Genomic DNA, 14,662 nt, shown 5'->3' with positions numbered 1-14,662 from the left:
TTGAATAGAGAAGAGTGGGAGGTGCTGGATATGATACATGTGCTGATTCTGGAAGATGAACACGCTTCGATGGAAGCGCTCATCCGTATTCTGAATGAGTATTCGGCCGAGATTCAGGTCCATGCCGCCTCCTCATATAAGGAAGCGAAAGACCTGTTGGAAGAAAATATCCGATATGGTCTTTTTCTTCTGGATGTAAACTTAAGCGGAAGCCGGAAAGAGGATATCGGAGGAATTATCTTCGCCAGAGAGGTAAGAGAAAAATTCCAGTATATGTTTACACCGATCGTGATGGTGACTTCCGTGGGAGCAATGGAGATGCAGGCGTATCGAGAACTGCATTGCTATCAATATATTATGAAGCCTTTTGATCGTACACAGGTGGAGGAAGTCGTAAGAAAAGTACTTGTGAATAAAAAACAGGAGGAGCCGAGGACAGTCATCGTAAAAAAGGATGGAATTAACTATCAGGTGAAATGTCAGGACATTCGCTATATTGAAGCAGTTCCGCGCGGAATCTGCATTCACATGAGGGGTGAAAACTGGAAAGTACCATATGTAACGCTGAAGCAGATGATGCAGAAGCTGCCGAAAGAAATGTTTGTGCAGTCGCACCGGATGTTTGCCGTGAACCGGCAGGAGATTGAGTACATTGATACCGTGAATCGGGTGATTAAATTGAGAAACTGCAGTGATACAGTTGAAATCGGCGTGACATATAAAGCGGAAATGGGGAGAATAATAAATGATTGATTGGGTGAGAAAGTTTTTATACCGTATTTTCTGTGTGATCGCATTGCTTGTATCGGTCTATCTGGTCGTGGATTTCCTGTACAGCGGGACCTTTGACTATCGGGTATTTGTCATGTTCGTTCTGATGGTGGTGGTCATCATATGGGGAATCGTTGACTGGAGAAAGAATTATCTGATTATGCAGCAAAAAGAGCAGGAACTGCGCCTGTATCAACTCTACATTCAGCCGCTTGAGGAACTGGTGAAAGAGATCCGGGCGAGACAGCACGAATTCGACAACCAGATCAATGCCATTTTAAACATGCATCTTACGGTGGACAATTATGATGAGCTTGTGGAACGGCAGTCACAATATATCATGGAAGCAGTGAAGGATGATGAGAACCGGATGTATCTTCCGCTCCTCAAGATCAGTGATAAAGTGCTTGCAGGCTTTTTATACAGCAAAATCGTGCGGGCACCATCTTATGTGAAGACGGAAATCGTGGTGAAGAATCTGGAAATCCTCTCCGGGATATCCGAACATCATCTGATCGAGATCATCGGAACGCTGGTTGATAATGCTTATGAAGCATGCACGGAGGAACTGAACCGGGTTATCATGGAACTGGATTCCGAAAATGACCGGGTTGTCTTCACTATCAAAAACCGTATGAGGAATGTCAAGCTGGAGAATATCGGACGTTTCTTTGAAAAAGGGTTTTCTACAAAAAGTGAAGACGGGAAGCGGGGACTTGGTCTTTATAATGCAAAGCTGCTCAGTGAGCGGTACGGCGGTGAGATTACGGTGAGTACGGATTTTATCGATGAACGGAATTATATCTGTTTTCGTGTAGTCGTGTAAATGAATAAAAAAAGCGGTGTCCGAAAAGGAGGACAATGGATCAAAACCTCCGGATTCGGGCACCGTTTTTTTGTGTATTATATTGGCTTACAGCAGATTTGCCATGAGCCAGGCATAGATTTCCTGATTCTTTTTCTGCCAGTTTGTGACGATGGCTTCGGCTTCGGCTTCGCTTGGAACAGAGAGCGTCAGGTCGATCAGAGGAAGTTCGTCTTCCAGAACCTGGCATCTGACTGAGAATTCCCGGGATGTGTTTCGGTAATAATCGGCCTTTACAGCAACCTCATTTTTGAGATCATATTTTTTCTCGCGTAAATAATTGTCGATATCTTCTCGTATAGAGCGGGAGATATTGTTTTTGAAATACTGGATGGACTGGGCACCGTCTTCTGTCAGATGATAAAGGGTACGGTTGTGGGAAGTCTCTTCCCGGATCAGTTCCGCTTCCGTAAGTTCGGAAAGTGCCTGCTGAAGCTTGAAATAGGTCGTATATCCTTTGTTCAGTATGAATTCTGAAATCTGTGCGTTGGTAAGCGGAAAATCCACCTTGTCCAGCATATACAGAATGATCAGTTTATATAGTGTGAAAGTTTCAGACATGATGTCGTCCTCCTTATAAATCAATATACTCTTTTCCCTGCCAGATATCGTTGTCTTTCAGGTATTTCTGCATGGAGTTCAGAACCAGCCTTTTATTCCCGGTCCAGAGCGGCTCGATCAGAAGTGATTTGGGGCCGTCTCCGGTGAGCCGGTGTATTACAATATCCGGACGAAGATTGGAGATGCACATACCAAGAACGTCAAAGTATTCTTCCATGGAAGGAACGGAGAAGGGATGTTCCTGATAATAATCTGCCAGATCCGTATGTTTTAATATGTGAAGGAGCTGCAGTTTAATACCCTGAATGGGGATCCGGTTCAAGTATCGGATGGTATCCAGCATCTGCGCAGGAGATTCTCCGGGAAGAAACAGGATCACATGTACGATAACCGAAATGTTAAGTCGTATCAATGCCTCTGCGGTATTTTCAAATACTTTCAGATCGTAACCACGACGTATGAAACGCGCGCTCTCGGGATGGATGGTCTGCAGCCCAAGCTCGATCCATACCGGTTTGATCCGATTCAGTTCATCGAGAAGTGCAAGAATCTCGTCGCTTAAACAATCTGGTCTGGTGGCGATGGAAAGGATCCTTACGTCCGGTTCCAGAATCGCCTCGTAAAAGATCTTTCGGAGATGTTCCAGCGGAGCATAGGTGTTCGTGTATGCCTGGAAATAGGCGATGTATCCGTTACCGGTCTGTTTGCGCCGAATAAGTGCTTTCCCTTCTTCGAGCTGTTCCCGAATCGTCAGGGCAGGCGAGGCGGCAAAATCTCCGGACCCCCCTTCACTGCAGAAGATGCAGCCCCGTTCACCGCAGGTCCCGTCACGGTTCGGACAGGTACAGCCGCCGTTTAATGAAACCTTATAGAGCTTCTCGCCATAGGTTGTCTTCAGATAGTAATCCAGGGAGAAATATCGTTTTTCTCCCCAGAATCTCCGCTCCGTCATCGATTAGATCAGTGCCTTGACCGCTTTGCTGACAACATCTGCCACCCGCGGGTCAAATGCTTCCGGAAGAATATTATTCTCGTTCAGTTCTTCGTCTGAAACAAGACCGGCGATTGCTTTTGCAGTTGCAAGCTTCATTTCTTCCGTGATCTGTGTGGCACGTCCTTCCAGAGCACCTTTGAAAATGCCTGGGAATGCGATGACGTTATTCACCTGATTCGGGAAATCAGAACGTCCTGTTCCGACTACCTTTGCACCGGCTTCCTTGGCAAGATCCGGCATGATTTCCGGAACCGGATTGGCCATTGCGAAAAGAATGGCATCCGGATTCATGGATGCAACCATTTCTTTTGTGACAATGTTCGGTGCGGAAACTCCGACGAAGATATCGGCGCCTTTGAGGGCATCTGCAAGTGTTCCGGCTGCACCGGAAAGGTTGGTGAGCTTCGCCATTTCCTGCTGCATCCAGTTCAGATTCGGAGAATTCTCGGAAATGATTCCGTTGATGTCGCACATGGTGATATCCGGGAAACCATAGGTGAGAAGGAGCTTTGTGATCGCCACACCGGCGCTGCCGGCACCGTTTACCACAACCTTGCATTCTTCCATCTTCTTGCCGGTTACTTTGAGTGCGTTGATGATTCCGGCGAGCACAACGATGGCTGTACCGTGCTGGTCATCATGGAAGACCGGGATATCAAGAAGTTCTTTCAGTCGGCTTTCAATCTCAAAACAACGCGGTGCAGAGATATCTTCCAGATTGATACCGCCAAATGCAGGCGCAATATTTACCACTGTTTTAATGATCTCTTCGGTGTCCTGGGTATCCAGACAGATCGGAACTGCGTTGACACCGCCGAATTCTTTGAAGAGAACCGCTTTTCCTTCCATAACCGGCATAGCGGCATGGGCTCCGATATTTCCGAGACCGAGGACAGCACTTCCGTCAGAAACTACGGCGATCGTATTTGCCTTTATCGTATATTTGTAAGCTGCTTCCTTATCTTTGGCGATCACTTTACAAGGTTCAGCTACACCCGGAGTGTAGGCGATTGCCAGATCTTCGCGCGAATTCACGTGTGATTTAGCAGTTGTTTCAATCTTACCGTTCCATTTTTCATGCATTTCCAATGCTTTTTCACTTATTGACATGTCATTATCCTCCTCGACTGGGCAGTAAAATTCTGCTCAGATATTTGTTTTTGAAACTTACTTCTTATGATAACATTCTTGAGAGAGTAAAGCAATTGAAAATAATGCTTTTCAATTTGTAAAAAATAAGGTATACTATATTCAATCATCCTTTTGGCTATATACCGTGTAATAGCTGATTCAGTGAACGATTTGAAGTCATATCCACAGATTTTCCCTTGAGAGAAGAATAGGTTACTTAATAATTTTGATATATGAATGATAAATATTTTTAGAGGAGGTAATATAGAACATGACGCGAGAAAAGTATGAATCTTTGCCGCTTGCTACGTTAAAAGAGCTTGCCAAGGCAAGAGGTTTAAAAGGAATTTCTACATTAAAGAAGGCGGAGCTCATCGAAGCGATGCTGAATGAAGATGATAAAGAAAATGCAAAAGAGGTCAAGGAAGAGATCAAGAATGAGAAGCAGGGCAGTAACGTGGATATTGAACAACTTGACAGCGGACGCACCGTAAATGGAATTCTGGAAGTAATGCCGGACGGGTATGGCTTTATACGTTCCAAGAATTATCTTCCCGGTGAGGATGATGTTTATGTGTCTCCGTCTCAGATCCGCAGGTTCGGACTTAAGACGGGCGATATCCTGACCGGTAACACCAGAGTGAAGACAATGCAGGAAAAGTTCAGTGCACTCCTGTATCTGACACAGATCAACGGCGTTTCTCCGGCAGAAGCTGCAAAACGGAGAAATTTTGAGGATATGACACCGATTTTCCCGAATAAGAGGCTGAGCCTTGAGACAGGGCGGACAAGCACCTCCATGCGTGTTATGGATCTGCTGTCCCCGATTGGAAAAGGACAGAGAGGTATGATCGTGTCGCCGCCGAAAGCCGGTAAGACAACGCTTCTGAAACAGGTTGCACTGTCTGTCAGAAAGAACAATCCGGAGGTTCATCTTCTGATTCTTCTGATCGATGAGAGACCGGAAGAAGTAACCGATATTAAGGAAGCGATTGAAGGCGATAATGTGGAGGTGATCTATTCTACATTTGATGAATTGCCGGAACATCACAAGAGAGTCTCAGAGATGGTAATCGAGCGTGCGAAGAGACTGGTAGAGCATAAGAAAGATGTTATGATCCTTCTGGACAGTATTACAAGACTGGCTCGAGCGTACAATCTGGTTGTTCCGCCAAGCGGGCGAACACTGTCCGGTGGTCTGGATCCGGCTGCACTCCATATGCCGAAGCGTTTCTTCGGTGCGGCCAGAAATATGAGGGAAGGCGGAAGCCTTACAATTCTTGCCACAGCGCTCGTTGATACCGGAAGTAAGATGGATGATGTGATTTACGAGGAATTCAAAGGAACCGGTAATATGGAGCTTGTTCTCGACAGAAAGCTGTCTGAGAAGAGAATCTTCCCGGCAATCGACATTCCGAAATCCGGAACCAGAAGAGATGACCTGCTCCTCAGCACAGAAGAGCAGGAGGCGGTTGATATTATGCGCCGCGCACTGAACGGCATGAAGCCGGATGAAGCTGCGGACAATATCCTGAATCTGTTTGACCGGACAAAGAACAATGCCGAGTTTGTTCAGATGGTCAAGAAAATGAAATGCATTTAAGAATTTGGTTAATAATTTTAAATGAAAAAACTTGCATTTGCACATGAAGTGTGCTACAATAAGAAAGCTGTTTATAGACAATTAGCCGCGTTGAACGCGTAAAACGAATAAACTAAGAAGAGGTGAAAATCATGAAAGAAGGAATCCATCCAGCATATCATCAGGCAACTGTAACCTGCAACTGCGGAAATACATTTGTAACAGGATCTACAAGCAAAGATATCCACGTAGAAATCTGCTCTAAGTGTCATCCGTTCTACACAGGACAGCAGAAAGCAACTCAGGCTCGTGGCCGTGTTGATAAGTTCAATAAGAAATACGGAATTAAATAATATCCGGAATAGGAAGAAAGCTTATCGAAGCTTTCATACTGTAAGATATCAGCAGGCTGAGGTTTTCAGAATCTCAGCCTGTTTTCTCTATAAGGTTTATATGGATTTGTATGATGGAAAGGAAATAAGATGAAATCATCCAATATTGGAGGGCAGGCAGTTCTGGAAGGTGTCATGATGAAGAATCGTGATACTTACGCAGTTGCGGTAAGGAAGCCTGACGGAGAAATAGAGATCAAAAAAGACAACTACAGAAGTGTCACCGGTAAATGGTCGGCACTTACGAAGATTCCGTTCATACGCGGTGTGTTTAATTTTGTGGATTCCATGGTACTCGGAATGAGCACGCTGAACTGGTCCGCAGGATTCTATGAAGAGGAAGAAGAAGCGCGGGAACGGACAGAAGCGGAGGAGAAGAAGGCCAAAAAGCAGGAGGATCTTCTGATGGCTTTGACAATGGTGGTATCGTTTGTTCTGGCGATCGGCATCTTCATGGTGCTCCCTTATTTTATATCTGATTTTCTGAAAAAATGGGTGCCATCTTATACGGTACGGCTGATTCTGGAAGGTGTGGTCCGAATTGCAATTTTTGTCGGGTATGTAGCAGCCATTTCTTTGATGAAGGATATCCGGAGACTGTATCAGTATCATGGCGCAGAACACAAATGTATCAATTGTATTGAGCATGGGCTTCCGCTTACCGTGGAAAATGTCCGCAAGAGTTCCAAGGAACATAAAAGATGTGGAACCAGTTTCATGCTGTTTGTCATGATTGTCGGAATCGTACTACTGTTTTTTGTAAGGGTTGATTCTGTTGTCATGCGGGTGATCGTGAGAATTGTGCTGCTTCCGATCATTGCCGGTATTTCGTATGAGCTGATCAAATGGGCCGGGAACAGTAATAACCCGATTGTCTGTATCTTGAGTAAACCGGGACTCATGCTGCAGCATCTGACAACTAAGGAGCCGAATGATGAGATGATTCAGGTGGGAATCGCTTCCGTTGAAGCGGTATTTGACTGGAAAGAGTATCTGCGTAAGAATTTCGGATGGCAGGATGGAGAAGAGACAAGTGACGTATCAGGAAGCATATAAAAAAGCAGTACGGAATCTAAATGAAAATCAGATTTCAGATGCAGAGAGTGATGCCTGGATCCTGATGGAACATGTGACGGGAATGAACCGCACCCGATATTATGTGGACGGATTCGATGAAATGGATCCTGAAGATGAAAAGCAGTATTTTGAATTGATCGGGAAACGGCTTCAGAGAATACCGGTTCAGCATCTGACCGGGATTCAGGAATTTATGGGAATGGCATTTATGGTCAATGAGCATGTGCTGATTCCCAGGCAGGATACCGAGATCCTGGTGGAAGAGGCGGAGAACTCTCCGCGGATCAGAGGCGAGGAATTTGGCGATGAGGCGAGAGAAGAATTTCCAGAAGAGCTGATTCGAAGAGAGATTCCGGGGAATATAGAAGTGCTGGATATGTGCACAGGATCCGGCTGTATTATTATCAGTATGAAGAAAAGAAATCCGGAACTGGTCTGCACTGCAGTGGATGTCTCGGAAGAGGCGCTTGCAGTTGCAAGAGAAAATGCCCGCAGACTGGGAGCTGATGTGGAATTTATTAAGAGCGATATGTTTTCCGAAATACAGGGGCAATTCGACATCATCGTTTCTAATCCGCCTTATATACCGACCGCAGTAATCGGGGGATTGGAAGAAGAAGTGCAGAAATATGATCCGTTTATCGCGTTGGACGGACGGGAAGACGGACTTTATTTCTATCGGATTCTGGCGGAAGAGAGCAGAAAGTATCTGAAAGATGGCGGGTATTTGTATCTGGAGATCGGCCATGATCAGAAGGAAGCGGTCGAAGAGCTGCTTCGTGAGGCCGGATTTGAGAAAATACATACACAAAAGGATTTGGCAGGTCTTGACCGGGTCGTTTCCGGCGTGTACAATATTTCAGGAGAGAATAGTAAAATAGAATCATAAAGGCTGAGACTAAGCTGATAGCAGGAGGAGAATAATATGTTTGACAAATTAGAGGATTTGCTGATCCGCTATGAAGAGATTATGGGCGAACTGCAGGAACCGGATGTGGTGAATGACCAGAATCGTTTCCGCAAGCTCATGAAGGAACAGAATGATCTGACCCCGATTGTTGAGGCATATAAGGAATATAAGAGTTGTAAGCAGAATATAGAGGACAGCCTTCTTATGCTGGAAGAAGAAAGCGACGAAGAGATGAAGGAACTGGCAAAAGAAGAGCTGAATGACTCCAAAAAGAGAATCGAAGAATTAGAGCAGGAACTGAAAATCCTGCTGTTACCGAAAGATCCGAACGATGACAAAAACGTTATCGTGGAGATTCGTGCAGGAGCGGGCGGAGATGAAGCAGCACTTTTCGCTGCAGAGATCTACCGCATGTATATCCATTACGCGGACAACCGACGCTGGAAAAGTGAGATCATTTCCTTAAGTGAAAATGGGATCGGCGGTTTTAAGGAAGTTGTGTTCATGTTAACCGGGCAGGGAGCATATTCCCGTATGAAATACGAAAGCGGTGTACATCGAGTACAGCGTGTACCGGAGACGGAAAGCGGCGGACGTATCCATACATCAACGATCACGGTAGCAGTTATGCCGGAAGCGGAAGAAGTGGATGTTGTGATCGATGAGAAAGATATCCGTATTGACGTTATGCGTGCTTCCGGAAATGGTGGACAGTGTGTCAACACAACGGACTCTGCGGTTCGTCTGACCCACTACCCGACAGGAATTGTCATTTACAGCCAGACCGAGAAATCACAGCTTCAGAATAAGGAAAAGGCTTTCCGTCTTCTGCGTTCTAAACTGTATGAGCTGGAACTGGAGAAGCAGCAGTCGGCAGAAGCCGAGGCAAGAAGAAGCCAGATCGGAACCGGTGACCGTTCCGAGAAGATCCGTACCTATAACTTCCCGCAGGGACGCGTGACGGATCACAGAATTAAGCTCACGTTGCATAAACTTGATACGATTATGAACGGAGATCTGGATGAAATCATTGACAGTCTGATTGCGGCTGACCAGGCAGCGAAGCTGACGAAGATGAATGAGAATTAAGTATAGAGCAAATCCTATATATTAAAACGTGAACGTGAAATAACGAGAGACCACATAGACTGTATGCGATACGGCTATGTGGTTTTTTATCTTCTTCCAAGATAAAGCCTCCGGCGGATTGCAGAGGTGCGCAGATGTATTGTGTCATGCAGAGCATGACGCGCACCTCGCAGCAAGTACGCCTCGGCGTACTTGAATTACCCTATTGGAATAGTAAAGGGAAAATAGTATAATGAAAACGAACGTTTGATTTACTAATCAACATAAAACTACCGTAAAGGAGCGGTACGAGATAATAATTGATTGGAGGTATTTCGAGATGAAAAAAATCAAGAAGCTTATGCCGGTGCTTTTAAGCTTTGTATTTGTTGTATCTACATTTATGACAATTACAGTTTTTGCAGCCGAAGCAGAACAGAACGGTTTAGTGGCTACGCTTACTTTCGACAAGTCGGAATATGCGGCAAATGAAGATGTCAATGTAACGCTTACCGTAAAAAATAACAATTCGTATGCCGTTAAAGATATTCAGACAGAGATAACTCTGTCTGACGGTGTCACGCTGAAAGACGGCAGCTTAACACAGGAAGCTTTTGAACTGAACAGTACCGAAAGCAAGACTTGCGAGCTTATCAAAATTGTAAAGGCAACCGAGCCTACAACTGATACAACCAGTCAGTAGACGGGAGATAATTCCCATACAGGTTTTTTTGTTGGTTTGATGATTTTGTCGGGCGGTGCGCTGCTCTTTATCGGGATTAAACAGAAGAAATTACACGCAAAAGGGACAATGTCTCTTATCCTCTGCTTTGCAATGGCGGGAGCAATGCTGCCTATACGGCAAATGAAATACCCGAAGCTGAAGATCTTGCCAATCAAATGAAGGATTATTACTTGAACGACACTGAACCGGAAGGAAATACATTTTATAATTATAATATTTCAAAAATGTCGTTGCCTGAAACGGATGAAACAGGAAAATATAAATTTTTAAAATTACCGTTATATAGACAAAGCCATAATTTTACCTGTGGAGTGGCTTGCGTCGCATCTGTTTTACGCTATGCAGGGTATGATTTTGACACCAGAGAAGATCGATTACTTTGGGAACTTGCAACAACTCCGGAAAATGGGACGAACTATGTGAATATAACAGAATAACAGAAGACGACGGTCACTATGTTGTGTTAATTGGATATAAGAAGGATACGGAAAAAGATACATATATTTATTATTTTATGGATCCATCTACTGCCGGTAGTTACACATATCTTACAGAAGAAGAATTTAGCTTGCGATGGCACGATAGTTTAGAAGGAAAATCAAAACGGATTGGAATTATAGTTTCGTATTTAAATTCAATACAGGAAGTCCCAATTGATGTTGTATATCATTTAGATTAACGAATAAAATGATAGCGTAAATGAATAAGAGTGAATAAGCCAAAGGCGATCAACCGTAAAAAGTTGGTCGCTTTTGTTACTTGTTAAACATATATAACCTATTGACTAAATAGGTTTATGATGGTAGTATTCATAGAGGATAAAGGAAGACATTTCTGGCAGGATTGGCAGTGGTGCTGATTTCTATTATGTTGGGAATGATATGTAACATATTATTATTGCGTTTGATATAGGAGCAGAAATGAAGACGATTACAGTAGAAGAATTGGAAAAAATAGAATGGAATCAAAGTATGGTGGTGGATATCCGCCCCAATGATCAGTATCAGCGGGGAACCTTCCCGGGAGCGGTGAATATTCCGATGGCTGAACTGGAAGAACGCAGGAAAGAACTGGATGAGGCAAAAACCATCTATATGCTCTGTCATACCGGAGACAGAAGCCAGGAATATGTGGAAGAACTGGAAGATGAAGGGTACGATGCAGTCAATGTGGAGGGTGGCTATCGAGCTTACTTACGTTTGTCTTTGTCGAGGTTTATGCAGGGGGATTGTCAAAAAGAAAAAGAGGAGAAAAAAGAAGAGATCGAGCGAAGCATCATTAAGAAATACCGCAGAGCGATCTGGCGGCCATTTACCAAAGCACTGAATGAATATCAGCTGATCCAGGAAGGAGACCGTGTGGCAGTGTGCATATCCGGGGGAAAGGATTCCATGCTTCTTGCAAAATTAATACAGGAATTGAAGAAGCATGGTAAGGTTCATTTTGAGGTAGTATTTCTGATTATGAATCCAGGATACAATGAAGATAACTGGAAAATTATTCAGGATAATGCCAATCTCCTTGGTATACCGCTTACTGTATTTGAGACTGATATTTTTGATACCGTGGCGGCAATTGATAAGAATCCCTGCTATCTCTGTGCGAGAATGCGACGGGGATATCTGTATTCCAAGGCAAAGGAACTGGGATGTAATAAGATTGCGTTAGGGCATCATTTTGATGATGTCATCGAAACCATTCTCATGGGCATGTTATACAGCGGTAAAGTGGAAACGATGATGCCGAAGCTTCACAGTCAGAATTTTGAAGGAATGGAGTTGATACGGCCGCTGTATCTGGTAAAAGAAGAGGCAATCAAAGCTTGGAGGGACTCTAATGGACTTCATTTTATCCAATGTGCCTGCCGGTTTACGGAAAATTGTGTGAGCTGCGGTGGAGGAAGAGGATCGAAAAGAGATGAAATGAAGGAATTGATTGCACAGTTCAGAAAAACAAGTGATGTCATTGATACAAATATATTTAACAGTGTTAGGAAAATCAATTTACGAAAGGTGATCGGATACTGCAAAGATGATATTGAGTATAACTTTCTGGATGATTATGAATTAACAAGATGAACTCTATTCTGTATGTGAAAAAGCGAATGAATTGCTTAACTAAAATCAGCAGAAAGACAGGAGGGCTTTAACAATTCTGAAACAATTATTAAGGAAAGACGTGATGGCAATTATGACAAGTGGAAAATGGGATCTGGAATCTATTATCACTCAGGAATTCCCGCTGGAGCAGATCTCGGAGGCGATTCAGAATGCGACTGAACCGGAAAAGGCGTTTAATGTGACGATTTAATTTGAGTAGATTTTTATGCTTAAATGGTAACTTAGATGATACACAGAAAGTGTTAAAAGGCATGATAAAAAGTACAGAACAAATGTTCATTTTGTTCTGTACTTTTTTGGCCTTTGATGCTATACTGTACTGTACATAGAATGGGTACTGGAAATGTGCAAGAAGTAGAGTTCCAGATGTTATAAAAATATGAAAATTGATGAAAAAGTTTATTCCAACTATCGAGTTTTCCTCGAGGGTTCAAACATAGGAGGACTACATGGATCATTTTGAATTAGTATCAGAATATGCCCCGACCGGTGACCAGCCGCAGGCGGTTGAACAGTTAGTAAAAGGCTTTAAGGAAGGTAACCAGTGCCAGACACTTCTTGGTGTCACCGGTTCCGGTAAGACCTTTACGATGGCGAATGTCATCCAACAATTAAATAAACCAACGCTGATTATAGCGCACAACAAGACTCTTGCAGCGCAGCTTTACGGTGAATTCAAGGAATTCTTCCCTAACAACGCAGTCGAGTATTTTGTGTCCTACTACGACTACTACCAGCCCGAAGCATATGTCCCGTCATCAGACACTTACATTGCCAAGGATTCCGCAATCAACGATGAGATTGATAAACTCCGTCATTCTGCGACAGCAGCGCTGTCCGAGCGCAATGACGTGATCATTGTGGCCAGCGTATCCTGCATTTACGGACTGGGTTCGCCGATCGATTATAAAGAAATGGTAATCTCTCTGCGCCCCGGAATGATAAAGGACAGAGATGAGATGCTGAAGAAGCTGATCGAGATTCAGTATGACAGAAATGATATGGATTTCAAACGGGGCACATTCCGGGTCCGGGGAGACGTTGTGGAAATATTTCCGGCGTATTCGGAGAAAATAGCATATAGAGTGGAATTCTTCGGAGATGAGATTGACCGGATCACGGAGATTGATACGCTTACAGGAGAAATCCTGAATGTGATCGGACATGTCGCAATTTTCCCGGCATCTCATTATGTAGTTTCCAAAGATAAAATGGAGGCGGCGATTGCGGAGATTGAAAAGGAACTGGAGGGACAGATCCGGTTTTTTAAGGGAGAAGACAAGCTTCTGGAGGCGCAGCGCATTTCCGAACGAACTAATTTTGATATTGAAATGATGCGTGAAACAGGATTCTGTTCGGGTATTGAGAACTATTCCCGACATTTGACAGGACTTGCACCGGGACAGCCGCCGCAGACTTTGATCGACTATTTCCCGGATGATTTTCTGATGATCATCGATGAGTCCCATAAGACGGTTCCGCAAATCGGAGCGATGTATCATGGGGACCAGTCGAGAAAAACAACGCTGGTGGATTATGGGTTCCGTCTCCCGTCGGCTAAGGACAACAGGCCGCTTAGTTTTGAGGAATTTGAAAGCAAGATCGACCAGGTCATGTTCGTCTCCGCGACTCCGGGTGAATATGAAGAGCAGCATGAACTGCTGCGGGCTGAGCAGGTGATCCGTCCGACCGGGCTTCTGGATCCGGAGGTGGAAGTGCGTCCGATTGAGGGACAGATTGATGATCTGGTAGCCGAGGTGAATAAAGAGACAGCAAGGAAGAATAAAGTCCTGATCACTACTCTGACGAAACGCATGGCAGAAGATCTGACAGACTATATGAGAGAACTGGGAATAAGGGTGAAATATCTGCATTCCGATATTGATACACTGGAACGGACGGAGATCATTCGTGATATGCGTCTGGACGTGTTTGATGTACTTGTGGGTATCAATCTTCTGAGAGAGGGACTGGATATTCCGGAGATTACGCTTGTCGCTATTCTGGATGCTGACAAAGAAGGCTTCCTGCGTTCGGAGACTTCCTTGATACAGACGATAGGACGTGCGGCGCGAAATGCGGACGGTCATGTCATTATGTATGCGGATCATATCACGGACTCTATGCGCGTAGCGATTGATGAGACGAAACGTCGGCGTGCAATTCAGATGGCTTATAACGAAGAACACGGAATTACTCCACAGACGATCCGAAAATCCGTGCGTGACCTGATCAGTATTTCCAAGAAAATGGCGGCCGAAGAGATGCGTCTTGAAAAAGATCCGGAATCCATGAGTAAAGGAGAGCTTGAAAAGCTGATCGGCAGTCTGACAAAGCAGATGAAGAAGGCTGCGGCGGAACTGAATTTCGAAGCCGCGGCGGAATTGCGTGATAAGCTGGTTGAGTTGAAGAGAAATTTAAATGAACTTGAATAGATTGAGATAAG

Annotated in this window: 15 protein-coding genes; 12 read left to right on the top strand and 3 right to left on the bottom strand. The window is 44.3% G+C overall.

Annotation, left to right across the window (positions count from 1 at the left end; translation table 11 throughout):
* Positions 1-30 precede the first annotated feature (30 nt).
* Complete coding sequence (locus tag ACTNB3_RS03805; protein WP_441024558.1) at positions 31-753, top strand: LytR/AlgR family response regulator transcription factor; 723 nt, start codon at positions 31-33, stop codon at positions 751-753.
* The gene (locus ACTNB3_RS03800; protein ID WP_441024557.1) at positions 746-1,597 is read left to right on the top strand and encodes a sensor histidine kinase; all 852 of its coding nucleotides are present in this window, start codon (positions 746-748) and stop codon (positions 1,595-1,597) included. Before ACTNB3_RS03805 ends, ACTNB3_RS03800 begins: the two co-directional genes overlap by 8 nt.
* Positions 1,598-1,684: 87 nt before the next feature.
* Here ACTNB3_RS03800 and ACTNB3_RS03795 read toward each other — a convergent pair whose 3' ends face one another.
* Genes ACTNB3_RS03795 through ACTNB3_RS03785 form a run of 3 tightly spaced genes read right to left on the bottom strand, consistent with a single transcriptional unit; the run spans position 1,685 to position 4,301 of the window.
* Complete coding sequence (locus ACTNB3_RS03795) at positions 1,685-2,197, bottom strand: DUF4364 family protein (protein WP_427820504.1); 513 nt, start codon at positions 2,195-2,197, stop codon at positions 1,685-1,687.
* A gap of 13 nt (positions 2,198-2,210) precedes the next feature.
* Positions 2,211-3,149 carry a TIGR01212 family radical SAM protein gene (locus ACTNB3_RS03790; RefSeq protein ID WP_427820505.1) on the bottom strand — a complete coding sequence of 313 codons (939 nt, stop codon included), beginning with the start codon at positions 3,147-3,149 and terminating at the stop codon, positions 2,211-2,213.
* Positions 3,150-3,152: 3 nt separating this feature from the next.
* The gene (locus tag ACTNB3_RS03785) at positions 3,153-4,301 is read right to left on the bottom strand and encodes an NAD(P)-dependent malic enzyme (RefSeq protein WP_427805586.1); all 1,149 of its coding nucleotides are present in this window, start codon (positions 4,299-4,301) and stop codon (positions 3,153-3,155) included.
* 292 nt (positions 4,302-4,593) lie between these two features.
* Between ACTNB3_RS03785 and rho the strand changes: the two genes are divergently transcribed.
* From rho to uvrB, 10 genes are all read left to right on the top strand, one after another.
* Positions 4,594-5,925, top strand: coding sequence for a transcription termination factor Rho (gene rho / locus ACTNB3_RS03780; protein WP_441024555.1), 1,332 nt, complete (start codon positions 4,594-4,596; stop codon positions 5,923-5,925).
* A gap of 131 nt (positions 5,926-6,056) precedes the next feature.
* Positions 6,057-6,257, top strand: coding sequence for a 50S ribosomal protein L31 (gene rpmE, locus ACTNB3_RS03775; RefSeq protein WP_427805588.1), 201 nt, complete (start codon positions 6,057-6,059; stop codon positions 6,255-6,257).
* Positions 6,258-6,386: 129 nt separating this feature from the next.
* Positions 6,387-7,352, top strand: a complete 966-nt coding sequence (locus ACTNB3_RS03770; protein WP_441024553.1) for a DUF1385 domain-containing protein — start codon at positions 6,387-6,389, stop codon at positions 7,350-7,352.
* Positions 7,315-8,262 carry a peptide chain release factor N(5)-glutamine methyltransferase gene (gene prmC, locus ACTNB3_RS03765; protein WP_427805590.1) on the top strand — a complete coding sequence of 316 codons (948 nt, stop codon included), beginning with the start codon at positions 7,315-7,317 and terminating at the stop codon, positions 8,260-8,262. The genes ACTNB3_RS03770 and prmC overlap by 38 nt, the downstream gene beginning before the upstream one ends.
* A 36-nt stretch (positions 8,263-8,298) precedes the next feature.
* Positions 8,299-9,372 carry a peptide chain release factor 1 gene (gene prfA, locus ACTNB3_RS03760; protein WP_441016172.1) on the top strand — a complete coding sequence of 358 codons (1,074 nt, stop codon included), beginning with the start codon at positions 8,299-8,301 and terminating at the stop codon, positions 9,370-9,372.
* Between the two features lie 319 nt (positions 9,373-9,691).
* A complete protein-coding gene (locus tag ACTNB3_RS03755; protein WP_441024552.1) occupies positions 9,692-10,054 on the top strand; it encodes a hypothetical protein in 363 nt (120 codons plus the stop codon).
* A 197-nt stretch (positions 10,055-10,251) separates the two neighbouring features.
* The gene (locus tag ACTNB3_RS03750; RefSeq protein WP_441024551.1) at positions 10,252-10,533 is read left to right on the top strand and encodes a C39 family peptidase; all 282 of its coding nucleotides are present in this window, start codon (positions 10,252-10,254) and stop codon (positions 10,531-10,533) included.
* A gap of 483 nt (positions 10,534-11,016) precedes the next feature.
* Positions 11,017-12,174, top strand: coding sequence for an ATP-binding protein (locus ACTNB3_RS03745; RefSeq protein ID WP_441024550.1), 1,158 nt, complete (start codon positions 11,017-11,019; stop codon positions 12,172-12,174).
* 103 nt (positions 12,175-12,277) lie between these two features.
* Positions 12,278-12,406: a hypothetical protein gene (locus ACTNB3_RS03740; RefSeq protein ID WP_427805594.1), complete on the top strand. Its 129-nt coding sequence runs from the start codon at positions 12,278-12,280 to the stop codon at positions 12,404-12,406.
* Positions 12,407-12,665: 259 nt separating this feature from the next.
* Complete coding sequence (uvrB, locus tag ACTNB3_RS03735) at positions 12,666-14,651, top strand: excinuclease ABC subunit UvrB (RefSeq protein ID WP_441024549.1); 1,986 nt, start codon at positions 12,666-12,668, stop codon at positions 14,649-14,651.
* The last annotated feature ends 11 nt before the right edge of the window (positions 14,652-14,662 follow it).

The sequence above is a fragment of the Bariatricus sp. HCP28S3_D3 genome (assembly GCF_052065755.1).
Classification (GTDB): Bacteria; Bacillota; Clostridia; order Lachnospirales; family Lachnospiraceae; genus Allocoprococcus.
This window is presented reverse-complemented; position numbering and strand designations above follow the sequence as displayed.